The sequence below is a fragment of the Deltaproteobacteria bacterium genome, assembly GCA_026129095.1.
Taxonomy (GTDB): domain Bacteria; phylum JAGRBM01; class JAGRBM01; order JAGRBM01; family JAHCIT01; genus JAHCIT01.
This window is the reverse complement of record JAHCIT010000002.1, coordinates 497,132-514,111: the sequence shown is the minus strand read 5'-3', so window position 1 is coordinate 514,111 and position 16,980 is coordinate 497,132. Positions and strand designations below refer to the sequence as shown.

General features: G+C 57.1%; 16 protein-coding genes and 1 tRNA gene. 9 read left to right on the top strand and 8 right to left on the bottom strand.

Features of this window, described 5'->3' with window-relative positions; all coding sequences use genetic code 11:
- Positions 1-6: 6 nt before the first annotated feature.
- Complete coding sequence (locus tag KIT79_04760; GenBank protein ID MCW5828611.1) at positions 7-537, top strand: hypothetical protein; 531 nt, start codon at positions 7-9, stop codon at positions 535-537.
- Positions 538-541: 4 nt separating this feature from the next.
- Here the strand turns inward: KIT79_04760 and KIT79_04755 are convergent, their stop codons facing one another.
- Positions 542-832: a hypothetical protein gene (locus KIT79_04755; GenBank protein MCW5828610.1), complete on the bottom strand. Its 291-nt coding sequence runs from the start codon at positions 830-832 to the stop codon at positions 542-544.
- A 68-nt stretch (positions 833-900) separates the two neighbouring features.
- Between KIT79_04755 and KIT79_04750 the strand changes: the two genes are divergently transcribed.
- The 7 genes from KIT79_04750 to KIT79_04720 all read left to right on the top strand — a co-directional run bounded on the left by KIT79_04750 (position 901) and on the right by KIT79_04720 (position 8,478).
- The gene (locus tag KIT79_04750) at positions 901-1,497 is read left to right on the top strand and encodes a redoxin domain-containing protein (GenBank protein MCW5828609.1); all 597 of its coding nucleotides are present in this window, start codon (positions 901-903) and stop codon (positions 1,495-1,497) included.
- A gap of 79 nt (positions 1,498-1,576) precedes the next feature.
- The gene (locus tag KIT79_04745; GenBank protein MCW5828608.1) at positions 1,577-1,972 is read left to right on the top strand and encodes a roadblock/LC7 domain-containing protein; all 396 of its coding nucleotides are present in this window, start codon (positions 1,577-1,579) and stop codon (positions 1,970-1,972) included.
- A 54-nt stretch (positions 1,973-2,026) separates the two neighbouring features.
- On the top strand, positions 2,027-2,890 hold the full coding sequence (gene folD, locus KIT79_04740; protein ID MCW5828607.1) for a bifunctional methylenetetrahydrofolate dehydrogenase/methenyltetrahydrofolate cyclohydrolase FolD: 864 nt from the start codon (positions 2,027-2,029) through the stop codon (positions 2,888-2,890).
- Positions 2,891-2,903: 13 nt separating this feature from the next.
- Positions 2,904-4,001, top strand: coding sequence for a glycine cleavage system aminomethyltransferase GcvT (gene gcvT, locus KIT79_04735; GenBank protein MCW5828606.1), 1,098 nt, complete (start codon positions 2,904-2,906; stop codon positions 3,999-4,001).
- Between the two features lie 70 nt (positions 4,002-4,071).
- Positions 4,072-5,331, top strand: a complete 1,260-nt coding sequence (gene gshA / locus KIT79_04730; GenBank protein ID MCW5828605.1) for a glutamate--cysteine ligase — start codon at positions 4,072-4,074, stop codon at positions 5,329-5,331.
- 222 nt (positions 5,332-5,553) lie between these two features.
- Positions 5,554-7,623 carry a squalene--hopene cyclase gene (gene shc, locus KIT79_04725; GenBank protein MCW5828604.1) on the top strand — a complete coding sequence of 690 codons (2,070 nt, stop codon included), beginning with the start codon at positions 5,554-5,556 and terminating at the stop codon, positions 7,621-7,623.
- Between the two features lie 105 nt (positions 7,624-7,728).
- The gene (locus KIT79_04720) at positions 7,729-8,478 is read left to right on the top strand and encodes an SDR family oxidoreductase (protein ID MCW5828603.1); all 750 of its coding nucleotides are present in this window, start codon (positions 7,729-7,731) and stop codon (positions 8,476-8,478) included.
- A 4-nt stretch (positions 8,479-8,482) separates the two neighbouring features.
- Here KIT79_04720 and KIT79_04715 read toward each other — a convergent pair whose 3' ends face one another.
- From KIT79_04715 to KIT79_04685, 7 genes are all read right to left on the bottom strand, one after another.
- Entirely contained in the window at positions 8,483-9,421 is a 939-nt protein-coding gene (locus KIT79_04715) for a DMT family transporter (protein MCW5828602.1), read from the bottom strand.
- Positions 9,418-10,491 carry an SPASM domain-containing protein gene (locus KIT79_04710; GenBank protein MCW5828601.1) on the bottom strand — a complete coding sequence of 358 codons (1,074 nt, stop codon included), beginning with the start codon at positions 10,489-10,491 and terminating at the stop codon, positions 9,418-9,420. The genes KIT79_04715 and KIT79_04710 overlap by 4 nt, the downstream gene beginning before the upstream one ends.
- A gap of 1 nt (position 10,492) precedes the next feature.
- Entirely contained in the window at positions 10,493-12,388 is a 1,896-nt protein-coding gene (locus KIT79_04705; protein MCW5828600.1) for an ABC transporter ATP-binding protein, read from the bottom strand.
- Entirely contained in the window at positions 12,385-14,253 is a 1,869-nt protein-coding gene (locus KIT79_04700; protein ID MCW5828599.1) for an ABC transporter ATP-binding protein, read from the bottom strand. The genes KIT79_04705 and KIT79_04700 overlap by 4 nt, the downstream gene beginning before the upstream one ends.
- Positions 14,254-14,424: 171 nt before the next feature.
- Complete coding sequence (locus tag KIT79_04695; protein ID MCW5828598.1) at positions 14,425-15,105, bottom strand: hypothetical protein; 681 nt, start codon at positions 15,103-15,105, stop codon at positions 14,425-14,427.
- Between the two features lie 190 nt (positions 15,106-15,295).
- Positions 15,296-15,371: transfer RNA gene (locus tag KIT79_04690), tRNA-Met, on the bottom strand.
- A 67-nt stretch (positions 15,372-15,438) separates the two neighbouring features.
- Complete coding sequence (locus KIT79_04685) at positions 15,439-16,284, bottom strand: rRNA pseudouridine synthase (GenBank protein MCW5828597.1); 846 nt, start codon at positions 16,282-16,284, stop codon at positions 15,439-15,441.
- Between the two features lie 143 nt (positions 16,285-16,427).
- Here KIT79_04685 and KIT79_04680 point away from each other — a divergent pair, with 143 nt between their 5' ends.
- The gene (locus tag KIT79_04680; protein ID MCW5828596.1) at positions 16,428-16,784 is read left to right on the top strand and encodes a hypothetical protein; all 357 of its coding nucleotides are present in this window, start codon (positions 16,428-16,430) and stop codon (positions 16,782-16,784) included.
- Positions 16,785-16,980: the final 196 nt, after the last annotated feature.

Below are 16,980 nucleotides of genomic sequence, written 5' to 3'. Positions count from 1 at the left end.
GAACGCATGAAGGCCTACATTGATTTTGATACGCTAGCCCTGTGGGTGCATCTCGCGTCCACGGCACTGTCGCTGGGCGGTATGGCGTTTTTTGTGTTTTTTTACCTGCCGTTGGCCTCAAAACTCCCAAACGAGGAAGAGTTTCTTGACCGCAAGGTCGAAACGGTGCGGCTTTTTATCAATATCAACGGGTATTTGATGCTGTTCATGTTTATGAGCGGAGTGGTGAACCTGCTCAAATACAAGGCTGCCTATGGGCTGGATTATTTCCGCCAGGTGGGTCCGGTGCTGGGCATCAAACTCGGTTTCGTGTTTTTGTACGTGATGCTTATGTCGATGGCCATGTTCGCTCTCGGAATGAAATACATCCGGATTGCGAAGGGACTTGTTCCCGCCGCTGACCGTGACGCGGCATTGCTGCTTTATCAGCACAAGCTGAAAAGACTTCACTGGATCCTTATCGTGCTGATCGGAATTATCATCTACTGGGGCATTGTACTGGTTAAGGAAAACGGACGGATGTTTCCGGGGGTATAAAACACTATTCCCGTTTCGGCAGAACCACCAAGTACGGCTCAACCGACCAGGATTCGAATACACCTTCGCGCACATACGGATCCCGGTCCATGAGTGAGCGAGCCGTTTCCAGGCTGTCGCTTTCAAAAATGGCAACGGTCCCCACCGGCTTGTCGCCATTCCGGATGGGACCGGCGACGACGAGTTTACCTGCTTTTTCGAGTTCCCTGAGACCGGCCAGATGCTCGTCACGCGCCTTAAGCCGCCGCTCAAGTGCGTCCGGGCCATCGCGACCTATCAGGATGAAATGTGGCATCACTTCAACTCTCTTTCGACAGGCGTTATAACCGGTTTGTCATGAAAACGGATGGAGTTTTTCGGAAGATGGTCCGGTTTGGATCCGCATTCAGTATCGCAGCCACTGTGCTGGCGATACTACTGACAACCGTCCCGATGGCAGTTGCCAGGCCAGTGGCGAGCGTCGTCGGCGCGGCCGGCATCGCACTCGATACGGAGCTCCCGGTACTGATAAATGGGGTGACCGGGATGGGAACGATCCGGTCATTCCTGAAAGATCCGGGCGTTGAGGCGTTGGTTCTGATTATCGAGACCGAAGATTGCGACCTGTGCGACCGGGCGGCGGGATCGAACCGGGCATTGGCAAACGCCATCATCAAGGCGAATGCCAAGCTTCTGTATCTGGTTACGGGCAAGCCGGAAGACCTGGGCAAGTTATTGGAGAACCGGCATTATGAGCGGCCGGTGATGTTTGATCTGGATGGTGTCGTGGCCGGAGTGCTCGGAACGGACCCGAAGCTTGCTCCTCACTACATCGTGGTGGATAAAACAGGCCGCGTGCTTGGAACCGCATCCGGACAAACCACTAACCCGGCCGCACTGCAGGTTACGATTGTCACGGCCCTGCTCATGCGCAGGGCAGGCGATCCGCCCCCCCCGCCGAAAAAACCCGCAACCCCCTGATAATGTTAGGGCTTTACTTTCCGGTCCTGCCGGGGCATTATCGCAATAATTTCCGCATGCAGGTAAGGATTCCCGCGTTATGAGTCTGGATGATATCGTCTCGGCGAACTTCGAAGTGATCTCGGGAATCTTCAAGAAGTTTGTCGAAGAGCGTCCGCTGGTCGGTGCAATCAGCCTCGTGTCGGACGATGGGGTGGTGATTCATTCCTATCCGAAAGACGAATCCGGCGAGCTGGATCTGAAGCTGGGGGGCATGGTGTCGGCGGTGTCGGCTGCCGCGCCGACGATTGTGAGCGAGCTCGACTGTAACCGGCTTTTTTCGATGGTGGTCCTGGCCGACAGGGGCGGGATTCTCTTCTATCAACTTGATGACAAGATCTTCCTCGCGGTCAAACTCGCCAAGCCGGGGAAGATCGGACAGCTTTTTGGCGACTGCCAGGCGCTTATCAAGCAGCTGAAGTCGCTTCCCAGCTGACCCCTTATTTCCTGAATTGCCCTTCAGGGTACGGCCCGGATACATACCTTCCGCATGGCCGCGCAAATTATCGACGGAAAAGAGATCGCAGCCACTCTTCGCAAGGGTATTGCCGTTCTGGCTGGCGAACTGGAACGTACACACGGGGTCCGCCCAGGCCTCGCCGTCGTGCTCGCTGGAAGCGATCCGGCTTCCCAGGTTTATGTCCGGAACAAGGGCAAGGCGGCGGCGGAGGCCGGTTTTCATTCCGAACAGATTGACCTGCCTGGAACGGTAACACAGGAAGAACTCCTAAAGGTGGTAGACTCCCTGAATGCCCGGCCGGATATTCACGGCATTCTGGTGCAGCTTCCGCTTCCCAAACAGGTCGATGAGCGTGCGGTTTTACTACGTATTGATCCCCGGAAAGATGTAGATGGTTTTCATCCCATGAACGTGGGCGCTCTGGCATCTGGACTGGAGGGTTTTCGCCCGTGCACCCCGTCAGGCTGCCTTGATCTCATCCGGTCGACTGGCATCAGGATAGAGGGTGAGGAAGCGGTGGTGATCGGGCGAAGCAATATCGTGGGAAAGCCCGTTGCTCTCATGCTGCTGGAGCAGAACGCCACGGTTACCATCTGCCATTCCAGAACCAGAAACCTGCCCGAATCGGTGCGGAGAGCTGGTCTGGTTGTAGCGGCCGTTGGCAGGGCAGAATTTGTGAAAGGCGACTGGATCCGCGAGGGAGCGGTTGTTATCGACGTAGGTATCAACCGTTTGCCTGGCGGAAAGCTCGTGGGTGACGTGGAATTCGGTGCCGCCAGTCAGCGGGCCGGTTTCATTACGCCGGTGCCCGGCGGCGTGGGGCCCATGACTATTGCCAAGCTGATGGAAAACACCCTGATTGCCGCCGAGCGCACGGTTGGAAAGAACCGCTAATTACAGGAAATCCATGACCGACACACTTCGTCGAACTCCGTTGTTTGAAAGACATGTCGCTCTGGGTGCCCGTATGGTGCCGTTCGCTGGCTGGGAAATGCCGGTCCAGTATCAGGGAGTGATCGCCGAGCATAAAGCAGTGCGTGGCTCAGCGGGACTGTTCGATGTGTCGCATATGGGAGAAATCGATTTTCGCGGTCCTCGCGCACTGGAGGCCTGCCAGCGGGTTTTTACCAATGACGCATCAAAATTGGCGGTGGGTCAGGCCCAGTACACGCTGCTCTGCAACCCCGAAGGCGGGATCATCGACGATGTTATCGTTTACCGTCTTGGCGATACGCACTATTTCGCTGTCGTGAACGCCGGCAATCAGTTTGTTGACTATGACTGGATACGGGACCACACGAAAAATATCTGTGATCCGGCTTTTGTGTCCGAGGCTTGGGCGCAGCTTGCGCTTCAGGGACCTAGGGCGGTCGAAGTGCTTTCCCGGCATACCCGAACCGACCTGGCAAAGCTTCTCTATATGCACGCGGTGTCCGGAGAAATGGGCGGACATCCCGTCCTCATTTCACGGTCTGGCTATACGGGCGAGGATGGTTTTGAGCTGTATGTCGAAAGCCGGTTTGGACCGGAATTGTGGGATTTGCTGCTGTCGAACCGTGAAGTGAGCCCCGCCGGTCTTGGAGCGCGGGATACACTCCGGCTGGAAATGAAATATCCGCTCCACGGAAACGACATTACACCGCAGGATACACCACTGGAGGCTGGCCTGGGGTGGGCAGTGAAATTGACGCACGATTTTATCGGTCGCGAGTGTTTGTGGAACCAGAAACAGGCAGGCGTGGGGAAAAAACTGATCGGATTTGAGTTCAAGGGTAATGGCATTGCGCGGCAGCACTACAAGGTGCGTACTTACCTGGGGGAGTCAGGCGAGGTCCGGAGTGGGACCAAGACGCCAACCACCGACAAATCGATAGGACTCTGCTATCTACCTGCGTCGCAGGCGCGTACAGGCGTGGTTTTTGAAATTGAAATCCGGGGCCAATGGATGCCGGCCGAGGTGGTTCCAACGCCCTTTGTAAAGGCCAGTACCGTAGGGGCAGGATGAGTTTGGCTGTGCGGCATTTCCAGTAACACCCGCCCGGCTGGGTCGCCTGCATCTTGGAACGGGAGAGCACATGATCTCCGAAATCGCCGCAAGACTGGTGGAACGGAAAAAGCCACTTGATGACTGGTGGATAGCCCGTTCACGTGGAGTCCCAGAGCCGTTCACTGTCAGCATGGATATCCGTCATTCGGGTCCGAAAATCGCGCCGGTTGATATCAATTGCTTCCCGGCAGGATTTTCACTGCTTTGTCCAGAGGATTTCGATCGTGGAGTGCGCGCCTTCCGTGAAACCCTGTCCCGCCGCCTGCCAGGGGCCCGTTCTCTCGCCCTGGTTCCCGAGTTTCATACGGTCAATGTCGGATACATTGAGAACCTTTATGCGCTTCAGCAAATGCTCGCTCAGGCGGGCTATCCAACGACAGTCGTGAGCCTGCATCCGGAGCAGACGGTTGACCGCGTTCCGGTGGAGCTACCCGAAGGCAGAACGCTGGTGCTCGAAAGGGGGCGCGTTTTGGACGGGAAACTGGCCAGTTCGTCGGGCATACCGGATGCCGTGATTCTCAACCACGATCTTCTGGGGGGCCCTCCGCCCGAGCTGTTGCAGATATCGCAGCCCATATTGCCGAAAACGGGTCTTGGGTGGCACCAGAGATCGAAGCACCGGTCATTTGAAATCTATAACCAGCTTGCCCGGGAGTTTGCCGATGTTACCGGCGTGGAGCCGTTTTCGCTCACGGTCGAGACGCGGCTGGTTACAGGCATCAACTTTCTTACCGGTACCGGCATGGATCAGGTGGCTGCCGAAGCGGACCGCATGGTGGCGGACTTGACCCGCGTCTACGAAGCCCGAAAGACCGGATACCATCCCTATGTCGTTGTAAAGTCGGACGCAGGCACATACGGCATGTCGGTAATGGAAGCCGAAAGCGGAGATGAGCTGTTGAGGTTGAACCGCAAGCAGCGCAACTCCATGCATGTTACCAAGGGCAGGGCACCGGTTACGTCCGTGGTCATTCAGGAGGGAATCCCGACGGCAGACCGGTTGAATGAATTCGTTATCGAGCCGGTTTTGTACCGGATTGGACACCGCTCCATCGGTGCCTTCTTCCGCAGCCATGGAACCCGCTCGGCTCGCGAGAACCTGAATGCCCGGGGTGCCCAGTTCCAGAAGATCTGCCTGGAGCCGCTCTCGACAGGAGAGATCGTTTCTGCCACACCGATTCTCACGCCCGAAAGCCTCGCTGTACTTGACTGGATCGGAAACCTCGCGACCCTCACGGTAGGGCTTGAGGAGCAGGAACTGGAAAACACCCAAGAAAACAGTAACTAGTGCCGTTGGCGCCGATCCCTTTTTGGCGTTATTCCTTTATAATTACAGCTAGTTATAGCCATATTGACACATTGCTTCCGGTTCGTTAGCCTTGGGTTTCGCTAACTGACTTATCAGTTAGTCAGCTTTCTGGGCCCGGCAAGGATATGGAGTCTTGTGCAAAGGCGTCCGTTCCTGTTTTCAACGGGGACCGGAGAATTATCAGGGGACATTACTTAACGTATGAATAGTGAACCCGGTATCCGCCTGCCGGTCGAACCTAACTGGGGTTCCCGTCCGGGCCTGTCAAACCTCTGGAAAAAGTCACCCTCGGTCCGCTCTCAGCGGCATGAAATCGAGGAAAAACTGTCGAGCGGGGTGCGCGACGGCCAGGAGTTCCTTCTCGGAATTCAGAACGAGAAGGACGGCTACTGGTGGGCCGAACTGGAAGCCAATTCCACCATCAATTCCGAGTTCATCTACCTCATGCACATGCTCGACCGGCATGATCCGGAACTTGAGCGCAAGGCCTGCAACGACATCATGCGCCTCCAGAACGAGGACGGCGGCTGGTCAATATATCAGGGAGGCCCCTCAGAGCTGTCGGCCACTGTTGAATGCTATGTCGCCCTGAAAATGGCAGGCCACAATCCCGAGGCTCCCCACATGGTAAAGGCTCGTGAGCGGGCACTAGCCATGGGTGGTGTGTCCAAATCGCGGGTGTTTACCCGGATGCACCTCGCTCTCATGGGGCTTTACGACTATGCGGGCACACCCTCGGTACCAGCATGGTTCATGCTCTTCCCCACATGGTTCCCGTTCAATATCTACGAGATGAGTTCCTGGGCCCGGAGTTGTGTGGTGCCGATCATGATGCTCTGGCATTACCGGCCGGTGATGAAACCCAAACGTGACATCCGCATTGATGAACTTTACGTCGAAGGCGGACCGGACAAGGTCGACCACCGGATGAAGCTGGACTGGTCGGCTCCCGCTTCGTGGAAAAACTTTTTTCTGATGATCGACCGGGTGCTGAAACTGTTCGAAAAGGTCGGTTTTGTCCCGTTTGCTGAAAAGGCATTGGAAGCCTGTGAAAGGTGGATTCTTTCCCGGCAAGACGAAGAGGGCGACTGGGGCGGGATTATTCCAGCGATGGCCTATTCGCTGCTGGCACTGAAGGCCCGCGGCTATGCAAACAATGACCCGGTGACACGAAATGGCTGGCGTGCGCTGTGCCGGTTCGGGATTGAAACGAAAGATTCGTTCCGGCTTCAGAGCTGCGTCTCGCCGGTATGGGACACAGCACTTTCCATGTGGGCTCTACGGGAATCGGGGTTCAAGCCAGATCACCCGCAACTTCAGAAAGCTGTGCACTGGCTTATTTCCAAGGAACTGAAAGCCTATGGCGACTGGTCGGTGAAAAACAGGAAAGGGCGTCCTGGTGGCTGGTCGTTCGAATTCCATAACCGCTATTACCCTGACTGTGACGACACGGCGGCTGTTCTGATGGGAATGCAGACCGTCCGGATGGAAAGCCCGCAGTTCGAAGATGACAAGCAGGGGACGATGAATCGTGCGATCGGCTGGCTCGAAACCATGCAATGCAAGGATGGCGGCTGGGGCGCATTCGACATGGACAATAACCGGGATCTCCTGAACGAGATTCCGTTCGCTGATCTCAAGGCGATGCTTGACCCGAATACTCCCGACCTTACTGGTCGAGTGGTAGAAATGCTTGGATCATTCGGGCGCGATCTGTCGGATCCTGTGGTCCGGCGGGCGGTGGTTTATCTGAAAAAGTCGCAGGAGAAGAACGGGAGCTGGTTTGGCCGCTGGGGCGTGAACTATCTCTACGGCACGTGGGCGGTTCTCTGTGGTCTGGAGAGCGTCGGCTACAATATGAAGGCCGAACCTGTGCGGCGAGCGGTGGAGTTTCTGAAGAAGGCCCAGCACACCTCCGGCGGCTGGGGTGAAGACTGTTCAAGCTATCCCAAAGGTGAATATGTTCCCAATTCACCTTCCGCCTCCCAAACGGCTTGGGCTGTCATGGGCCTGATTGCTGCGGGAGAAGGCCATTCGCCTGAGGCCGAGCGCGGCATCCAGTGGCTTCTGGATCATCAGCGCAGCGATGGCTCCTGGGACGAAGAAGAATTCACCGGGACCGGGTTCCCCGGCCACTTTTACATTCGCTACCACCTTTACCGCCAGGTGTTCCCCCTGATGGCGCTTGGCCGTTATGCACAGGTAATCCAGGGACGGTATGGCCGCATACAGCGAATGACCCAAGTATTCGGAACACGGGCAGCAGCCTGAGTAAACGCCGCACGGTTTTCTGGCGGCCTGATTGCGGGCCGTATTGTTCCATTTCTCCCTGCTAGCTAGCGTGCGTCAAACCGTAACGCAGGGGAGAAGAACAAAATGGATTTGGGACTCAATGGCCGCGTCGCAATGGTGACGGGTTCGGCATCGGGTATTGGCCAGGAAACAGCCATAGCGCTCGCCGAAGAGGGCGCGTCGCTGGCGCTAGTTGACCGCAACACGGAAGGGCTTAAAGGGACGGCCGATCGCCTGGCGTCGCTGGGTATCAAGACACGGTCTTATGGCTGCGACGTGACTGATATAGAAAGCTGCCGTCAGGCGGCTGATGCTGTGGCAAGGGATTTCGGGGGCCTGCACGTGCTTTGCAATGTGGCTGGTATCCTGAAAGGCGGCCAACTCGAAAGTTCCGTCCCGGCTGACTGGAAAGCCGAAATCGACGTTTGCCTGCTGGGGACTATCAACATGTCGTCGGCCGCACTTCCGCACCTCAAGAAGGAAAAACATGGCAAAATTGTCAATATTGCTTCTGATGCGGGCCGGATCGGTGAAAAATCCATGGTCGCCTACTCAGCTGCCAAGGGAGGTGTCATTTCCTTTACCCGCGCCTTTGCCAAGGAATGCGGCCGGTACTGGCTCAATGTGAACGTGATTTGCCCCGGTACGATCAAAACGCCGATGACCTCGTTTCTGACGCCGGACACCGAGGCACAGTGGGCGAAGCTCTACCCGCTCCGCCGGCTTGGCGAGCCGCGTGATGTCGCTGCGGCAATCGTGTTTCTGGCGAGCCGCCAGGCGGACTGGATTACGGGCCAGACACTATCGGTCGATGGAGGCTTTGCAACGGTCTGAACATTTACCGGATCCAGCCCCCCAGAAGTTCCCGGCGATTTGCCCACAGAACGCCTCCCATGGCGAGTCCCCCACCCGCAAGCTGCAGGGCCGATGGGCGTTCGGCCAGCACCAAGGCTGAAAGCATCAGTGTGAATACCGGAACGAGATAGACCATGACGCCGCTCCGGGCGGGACCGATTCTGGCTACGCCGTTCTGCCACATGAAGAACGCGATGACAGTGTTCAGTATCGACATGTAACCCAGTTTGCCCCAGAGAGATACCGAGGGATCGGGCCAGCCTTGCGTCAGCGGCTTCCACAATCCCAGTGGAAGCAGAACCAGCGCCCCGATCCAGGTGGACCAGGCAGCCAGATCGCTTGGCTTCCAGCGCGAGTGTGCCCGGCGCGAGAGCACCGTGTAGATGGACCAGCAGCTTCCCGAGCCAAGAAACAGGATTACGCCCCAGAACCGGGAGGAATCCCCTGATATCCCGCCAGGAATTCCGATAAAGATTAATACGACACCCGCAGAGCCAATCACAAGGCCGGGAATGCGTGACCGGTCGAAAGTTTCCACGCCCGCGAGGGACGCGATTACGGGGATGGCGATGGGGATCAGAGTATTTGTAACAAGTGCACATTCGTAGGCACTCGCCCAGTTGAGTCCAAAAAAGAGGAAAAGATTGTGCCCGATGACGCCAAGGGAGCTGAGGAGCAGAAGCTCGGGCCACTCGTATTTGCCGGGAATCCGGGGGAGTGATCCTGTCGCCCAGAGCCAGGGGACCAGAAACATTGCGGCCAGAGCGAATCGCCAGCTTGCGAGTACTTCGGGCGGTGTGCCCGTAAGGGCCAGCTTCGCTACCACCGCAAATCCGGCCCAGATCAGTGTGCAGCCGAAGATTTCCGTGTACCCGCGCCAGATGAGGGCTGCAGGGCTTTGTTCCCTCACCTGCCCGGTCACGATTGAATGGGCTCCGGAGGATGAACTTCTAACCGGAAGAGGTGATTAACCGGACAGCCCAGGCAGGCCTCCGCCGGTTCGTGGCGGTCTAGGGCATCCCTGAATCGTATGTAATCCTGCTTCTTCCAGATATTTTCGATCGGCTCTTCAAACCAGCTTCCAAAGGAAACCGGCCCTGCTTTCCGTGAAGATCCGTCAGGTAGCGGGCGATCCAGCGGATAGGCGAGCATGCAACAGGGGGCCATAAGGCCATCCGAGCGCAGGTAAGGCCGGTCGGTTGCATATGCCATGCAGGGATGAATCTGATCGCCTGCCCAGTCATTGAAGACAGCCACTTCAACGCCGTTACCGGTGGCGCGGCGGATGGCACGGTCCAGTTCGTCAGCAGGGTCGAGTGCGGGGGCGTCCACGCCAGGATAGAACCGGTGATGCAGGGAGTATCTCAGCTCAGAGGGATTCATGGGAGCAAGCGCCTTGAAAACGAGCTGGTCGACCTGAAGGGCGGTGGCAAGCTCGGCGAGCGCGTACCAGTCAGGCATGGTTTCCCGTGTCAGTATGCAGGAGATGGCGATCTGCGGCCGCGTCCGGCCAGTCCGGGATCGTTCGCCCACGAAGGCTTCGATATTCGAGACAACCCGGTCGAAATCGTCCTTGTGTTTAAGAGCCTTGTAACTGGCACGGTTCGCGGCATCGAGTGAAACCATTACATAGGAAATACCGTGCTCGATCAGCAGACTGGCGCGATCACGGTCAAGAAACAGCCCGGCGGTTGTGAGCGACACATCGCCGGCATGATGAGCCGCCAGTTCCACGGCACGGGGAAAATCCGGATGTAGAAAGCCTTCTCCCCAACCGGTCAGGTCGATGGTCTCAAGTGGAGGCAGTTCGCCGAGCCGCTTTTCCAAAATGTCGAGATTCAGATGCAACCGCTTCACGTCCATGGTGTAGAAGTTGAGCGGACAAGGCCCGCAGTCGTAGTTGCAATGACTGGTTAGTTCCACCGTGAGCCCGCGGGGGACATCCAGACCCAGCTGGCGGCGCTTTTTACGTTTGAGCGGGTTCCAGGCCATGCTAAACGGCCTCCCGCTGTTCCTGGTCACGGAACTGGAGTTCATACAGACGGGCATAAAGGCCGCCATCCTGAATGAGATCCGAGTGGCGCCCATCCTCAGCGATTTTTCCCCGGTTCATTACCACGATCCGGTCGCAGTGAAGAATTGTCGAGAGCCGATGGGCGATAATGATAGAAGTACGGTCGCTTGTAAGCTTTTCGATCGCCTTCTGAATGAGCTGTTCGGTTTCGGTATCGACGTTGGCGGTTGCTTCGTCCAGAACGAGAATGTCGGGACTGGCCACAAGTACCCGGGCAAAGGCTATGAGCTGACGCTCACCAGCCGAAAAGTTGCTCCCCCTCTCGCGAACGGGTGTCGCGGTCCCTTGAGGCAGCTTGTGCAAAAAGGGCAGACAGCCCAGATCCGCAAATACCCCTTCCACCCGTGCAACGCGCTCGGATTCAGGCAGTGTGTCCGGAATGAACAGGTTGTCTGCAATGCTGCCGGAAAAAAGAAACACATCCTGCTGTACAATCCCGATCCGTCGGCGCAGTTCCGGCCTGGGGATCGAACGGATATCTCGGCCAGCGATACGGACAGTTCCAGACCGGTGATCATAAAACCGCGCCAGTAGATGGATCAGAGTCGTCTTGCCCGCACCGGTAGGACCTACAACGGCGATAGCCTGCCGGGCCGGTATGGCGAGTGAAAGATCATCCAGAGCCCGCACTTCTGATCCGTATTCCAGTGTCACGTGGTCAAATTCGACAATCGGTCTGGCCGGATCTTCATCCTGCCCATTTCCGTTGGTCTGTACCGCTTCGGCAGGTTCATCCAGCAGTGTAAAAATCCGTTCAGCGCTGGCCATCGCAAGAAGCAAGACGTTGTATTTGTCGGTGAAAGTCCGGATCGGAAGATAAAGCTGCTGCGTATATGCAAGGAATGTTACCAGAACGCCGATGGAGGTAACCCCGGCGAGCACCTGGCTGCCACCCTGACCAATCACCAGCATGACCAGAACGCCTGAAAACATGGCTGACGCCGGCAGGAAGTAGCTTGTCACACGGACCATCTGAATCTGGCGACGGGCGTAGTCGTTCAAAAGCTGGTCAAATCGCTCGGCCTGATATTCTTCACGGGAAAAAAGCTGGGTTACCCTGATACCAGTCACATTCTCGTTGATGGTCGAGTTGATGACTGCAATGAGCCGCTTTACCTCGCGGAGCAGAAACCGGATGTGACGGGTGAGCACCCGGACTGTCCAGATCAGCACTGGAAATGTTGCGAGACACAGAATGGCCAAACGAAAGTCGAGCAACAGCATGGCGGTTGTGATTGCCATGACCATCACGACATCCTGTATGAGGGTGATGAAGCCGCCGGAAAGCAGCTCGTTCAGGCTGGATATGTCGTTCGTCACGCGCGTTACAAGCCGTCCGACAGGATTGCGGTCGAAATAGGTGACTGGAAGCTCGGTGACATGACCGAAAATCTCCCTGCGGAGGTCGCGCATCACCATCTGGCCAAGCCACTGAAGCAAGAATGTGGCAGCCATGCTCACGAGCAGCCCAAAAGCGAACACGGCGGCGATCAGGAATCCATAAAAGCGGACACCAGTCTGTCCACGGCTGCCGGCATAGGCACCGAACCAGCTGTCAAGCCATTGGGCAAACCAGCCTGGAGCGACTGCGGCCGTTCCGTGTCCCAGCACATCATCGACAAAACGGCCCACAAGATACGGCGCAAGAAGATGCACACCCGTCATGGCAAGCGTCAGAAGCACGGCCGCCAGGACGGGCAGCGGATATGGGCGCAGATACCCCAACAGGCGCCATGCCAGACGCGAATCAGTCCAGCCAAGCTGAACCTGATCGTCGGACGTGGACACCTTTTCTCCTGGATCGCCTTTGCTCATGCGACCTCCAGGGTTTCTTCGATCTGTTGCCGTCGGTACAGGTCAGCGTAGCGACCATTCAGTTTCAGGAGTTCGGAATGAGTGCCGGATTCGGTGATCCGTCCGTTCTCGAGGTAGTAGATACGGTCGGCGGCAAGTACGGTAGAAATCCGGTGACTGACGAGGAGGGATGTCCGGCCGCGAATGGCGCTCCGGATTTCAGCCAGAATCTCCCGCTCGGTCGAGGCATCGACCGCCGATAGTGTATCGTCAAAAATCAGGATTGAGGGGTCGCGGAGCAGGGCGCGGGCGATGGTAAGACGCTGTTTTTGCCCCCCGGACAGGTTGATTCCGCGCTCTCCAAGCAGGGTTGCATATTGCCGGGGAGCGCGGAGAATTTCGGTTTCGACATGTGCCCTTCTGACCGCATCAATGACGCGAAGGTCTGCCTGAGACGGATTTTCCCGTGACTGGGGTGGCGGAACGGCGTTTCCGGCCTCGATGCCAAACAGCACATTGGTTTCGATGGTTTCAGAAAAAAGAAACGGGTCCTGGGGTACCATACCAATGGATCCCCTGAGTTCCTTTAGCGGAATGTCACTAATATCCCGGCCGTCAACGAACAGTTGGCCGCGGGTGATGGCATAAAGGTGCGGGATCAGACCAAGCAGCGTGGTTTTACCAGCACCTATACGGCCCACGAAAGCAACGCTCTGGCCGGGCTCTATCTTGAGGTTGATATTTTCCAGCACAGGCGGGCTGTCTGCATGGTACCTGAATGTGAGGTTCCGGAACTCGATCTCTCCACGGAGCTTTGGATAGGTGCTTTTGTCGAACTCCAGAAGTTCATCGGGGGGCAGAATAGCCGTCGTCTCGCATTCGGCGAAGGGTTCTGGCACAGGATCACGGACCTCCGGCTTTTCAGCTAGCAGTTCGAGTATACGACGGCCAGAGGCCCGGCCCCGGTGGTGCAGGTTGAGCGCCCAGCCGATCGCGGTCATCGGCCAGACGAGTTTGGTGATATACTGCCGGAACGCGATGAATGTGCCGAGCGTAATCGTCCCGTTCAGCACGTCCATGCCGCCGAACAGAATGAGCAGCACGGTTGAAATGGCCGTAGTGAACTCAAGCACCGGCATGAAAGCCGCCTGAAGCGCGGCGAGCCTGACATTATCCTTCAGGTACTGCTCACTCGCAGCGTTGAACCGTTTTCTGGCCAGCGGCTCCTGAACGTAGCCCTTGATCACCCGGATTCCCGATACGGCCTCCTGAACTGTTTCGCTCATGCGGCTGAAGGCCGCCTGCGTAGCGGTTGTACGTTCATCCAGCAGCCGGCCCATCCGGAACATGAAAAACGGAAGGAATGGTGCCGGAGCAAAGACGATCAGTGTGAGCTTCCAGTCAAGATAAAGAAGGATGGGCGGAACCCCAACGAGGAAGAAGATCGCATCGAGAAAAATCAGGAAACCAACGCCCATCGCAAGCCGTGTCGTTTCCATGTCGTTTGTGGCGCGCGACATGATGTCGCCGGTCGGGTGCCGCTGGAAGAACGAGGCGGTTTGGGTGAGAAGCCTTCTGAAAAAAGTCCGCTTGAAGTGACGGTCAACGCGATGGCTCGTCGAGATGAATCCCTCGCGCCAGAACCACCGGAATACGCCCATGAGCGTCAGTGCCAGCAGGTACAGAACGCCCCAGAACCAGAGTGAATGCCCATCGGCACTTTTTCCGGATATGCGAGTGGTCAGTTCGTCCACCGCCATCATGATGATGAGCGGAGACACCCAGTCCAGAAGATCCACGGCGATAAGCGCGCCGAGCCCCATGGAATACTTCCACCGGAACTTTTTCAGGTAGAAGGCGTAAAGTGCGTTCTGGGATGGGTCCACGCCGGAGGGATGACGGTCCTAAGGGTTTAAAGCCGGCAAACAGGCCGGTTCACCCGGTGTTCCGGGCATCCATGACGCCCGGTTTCCAAGCCCCACTAAGGTGATGAACCGGGGGCACTGGGTCAAGCCGGGTGATTCCGGGTTGCCCGGAAGGGGGCGGGGCCGGTTATGTTAGCGGAATCCCGCGTCTGCGGAGGACATTTCACAGGTGCCCTCGTTATCCCAGATACGGCCAGAAGCATCAACGAACATCACTGCCGTCGTGTCTCCCTCTATCGTAAATGCGCCATCGAGTGGTGTGCCGGTAGTGGGATCGTCGGGATCATCCGGAGGAAGGAATCCGTTGGAGCCCTCCAGGTCTTCGGGAACAGCCGTGCTCATATAGCTCGCAATAGTGTCTTCCCCATCGGTGCACTCCACTTCCGTGCCGTCCGGAAGAACCGATACATCGCCATCATGGCAAATACCGCCGGAATATTCCGTGCCTTCGTCGCAGACACCAATGTTGGCACTGGGAGTAAACCGGATAGTGTCAGACATCACCACGATGATGCAGGGATAAACTCCATCGGCAACAGGACCGGAGCCCAGTACCGGTTCATCGACCATTTCCTGATACGTAGGCGCTGTCGCCTGGTAAACGAGCACGGGATCGGTGCATAGCGAATCTTCAGATACCCAGAACTCGTTGATTTTGACCTTGAGGCTAGAAGGATCGACGCCACCAACAGCGGCAGGGGAAACTGACGAAACAGATTCTGCCTCCGTTGCAGTTGCACTGCCCCGTATGGTCAAGGTCGAACCACCATCGGAAGCACAGCCAGTAATTCCTGCGCTCAGAAGTGCCGCCAAAACCAACAGCCTTGATACCGGCCGACAGAACCGAATCATGACACGAAGCCCCCTTAAGAAGTCTCAGATCTAAAGACTATACTAATGCGTTTTTGATGATACTGCTGACGGTGTGGGTGTCAACGAATGAATTTGCGTCAGACGCAAACAGGGACTCCGTATGGGAACCCCTGTTTGCTTCTGGAATCTTTGGTTGCGGGAGTAGGACTTGAACCTACGACCTTCGGGTTATGAGCCCGACGAGCTACCAACTGCTCCATCCCGCACCAGTGGAATAAACATGGCGGGGGGGTGAGTCAATAGGTGCCGGAAATAGAGGGGCCTGACCCGTTTTTAGCGGCCTGCGCCAGGCCGTCCGCCACGGCCCAGCTTGCGGGCCCGGGGAGCACGGTGACGGAGCCGTTTTCTCTGGGCCTGTGGTGTCGGAGCGATCCGCGGAGCTTCACCCGAACGGTCAGGCTGGGCGGCAAGGAGCTCTTTCACATAGGCCATCTCTCGGGGCGTGAACTTGCGCAGTTCGCCGGGCTTCATCTTGCCCAGGTAAATGGCACCGACACCGATCCGGTGCAGCTTGACGACGGGAAACCGGACCCGCTCACACATGCGTCGGATGATGCGGTTTCGGCCCTCGTAGACAGTAATCTTGAGCCAGGTATTGGCCCGTGTCGGGCGGGAGAGCTCGACCCGCGCCGGAAGCGTGGGGCCATCTTCCAGCATGACTCCAGTTCGGAGCCGCTGGACTGCACGCTCGTCCGGGCGGCCTTTGACCTTTACAAGATAGGTTTTAGGTACCTTGTAGCGGGGGTGCATCACGCGGTTGGAAAATTCTCCGTCGTTGGTCAGGAGCAGCAGGCCTTCTGAATCAAAATCGAGACGGCCCACGGGGAATACCCGTTTCTGGAGGCGTGAAACATAGGCACCGACATGCGGCCGGTTCTTGTCGTCATCCAGTGTGGTTACGACATTCCTGGGCTTGTAGAGCACGTAATATTCGGGTTTTCCGGAGAAGACACGCTCGCCGTCCAGCCTGATATCATCTTTTGCCGGATTGGCGCGGGTACCCAGTTCAGTGACTGCTTTGCCATTCAGCGTGACCCGGCCGGCGCGAATGAGATCCTCGGCCTCGCGACGGGAGGCGATGCCGGCATTACTAAGCAGTTTCTGGAGCCGTTCTTCCAAGGTCAGCGGGATCCTTCAGGCAGAGGCAGCAGCTTCCCTCATGGCACAACTGGGCCGGCTTCGCCAGCCTTTTTGTGCGCTTGTGAGCGGCGGACTATCATGCCGGACTTAAGGGTAAGCATTGCTTGGAATCCGGACCACCCATGACGCCGTCTGAAACGCCCGATACCGGTCGCGGCCGGGATGACCCGCTTGCGGATTCGGTGCTGCAACATATCCGGGCCCAGACGGTGGCCAGCCAGGGTTCGCTGGAACTGGCCCGGCAGGTCCGGCGGCTTGGAAACCTTATGACAGGCCTTCTGCTGCTACTGGCCCTCTTTGCCGGACTCATGATCTATAACCAGCTTCGGATGGAACATTTTCTCCGTCAAACAATAGAATATTACGAGCAGATGCTGGGCCCGCCTGAAGAGTTTGGTGAGGGCGGTGTCCTGCATCCTTGGGGCCGGTTTTTTGATGATGGTTGCCGGAGTTCCCCAGAAGATTCCAAAGGGTTCTGATCGTCAAAATAATGTCGATTCTCGCCTCCCAATCGTCGGCATTTTGACGATCTTGATGGGCTTCCGCTGCCCATGCCCCCACATACCCCCGCGTAATGCCTGAAATTACGGGGAGTTCAGAATAACCATTGTGGTCAGGGATCAGGTGGTACTCCCCTTGCTCAATTCCACCTTCAGGGATGGAAGAGAATCGCTG

Coding starts and splice junctions, on each gene's coding strand:
- KIT79_04760 (MCW5828611.1), top strand. CDS start 7: ATGAAGGCCTACATTGATTTTGATACGCTAGCCCTGTGGGTGCATCTC.
- KIT79_04755 (MCW5828610.1), bottom strand. CDS start 832: ATGCCACATTTCATCCTGATAGGTCGCGATGGCCCGGACGCACTTGAG.
- KIT79_04750 (MCW5828609.1), top strand. CDS start 901: ATGGTCCGGTTTGGATCCGCATTCAGTATCGCAGCCACTGTGCTGGCG.
- KIT79_04745 (MCW5828608.1), top strand. CDS start 1,577: ATGAGTCTGGATGATATCGTCTCGGCGAACTTCGAAGTGATCTCGGGA.
- folD (MCW5828607.1), top strand. CDS start 2,027: ATGGCCGCGCAAATTATCGACGGAAAAGAGATCGCAGCCACTCTTCGC.
- gcvT (MCW5828606.1), top strand. CDS start 2,904: ATGACCGACACACTTCGTCGAACTCCGTTGTTTGAAAGACATGTCGCT.
- gshA (MCW5828605.1), top strand. CDS start 4,072: ATGATCTCCGAAATCGCCGCAAGACTGGTGGAACGGAAAAAGCCACTT.
- shc (MCW5828604.1), top strand. CDS start 5,554: ATGAATAGTGAACCCGGTATCCGCCTGCCGGTCGAACCTAACTGGGGT.
- KIT79_04720 (MCW5828603.1), top strand. CDS start 7,729: ATGGATTTGGGACTCAATGGCCGCGTCGCAATGGTGACGGGTTCGGCA.
- KIT79_04710 (MCW5828601.1), bottom strand. CDS start 10,491: ATGGCCTGGAACCCGCTCAAACGTAAAAAGCGCCGCCAGCTGGGTCTG.
- KIT79_04705 (MCW5828600.1), bottom strand. CDS start 12,388: ATGAGCAAAGGCGATCCAGGAGAAAAGGTGTCCACGTCCGACGATCAG.
- KIT79_04680 (MCW5828596.1), top strand. CDS start 16,428: ATGACGCCGTCTGAAACGCCCGATACCGGTCGCGGCCGGGATGACCCG.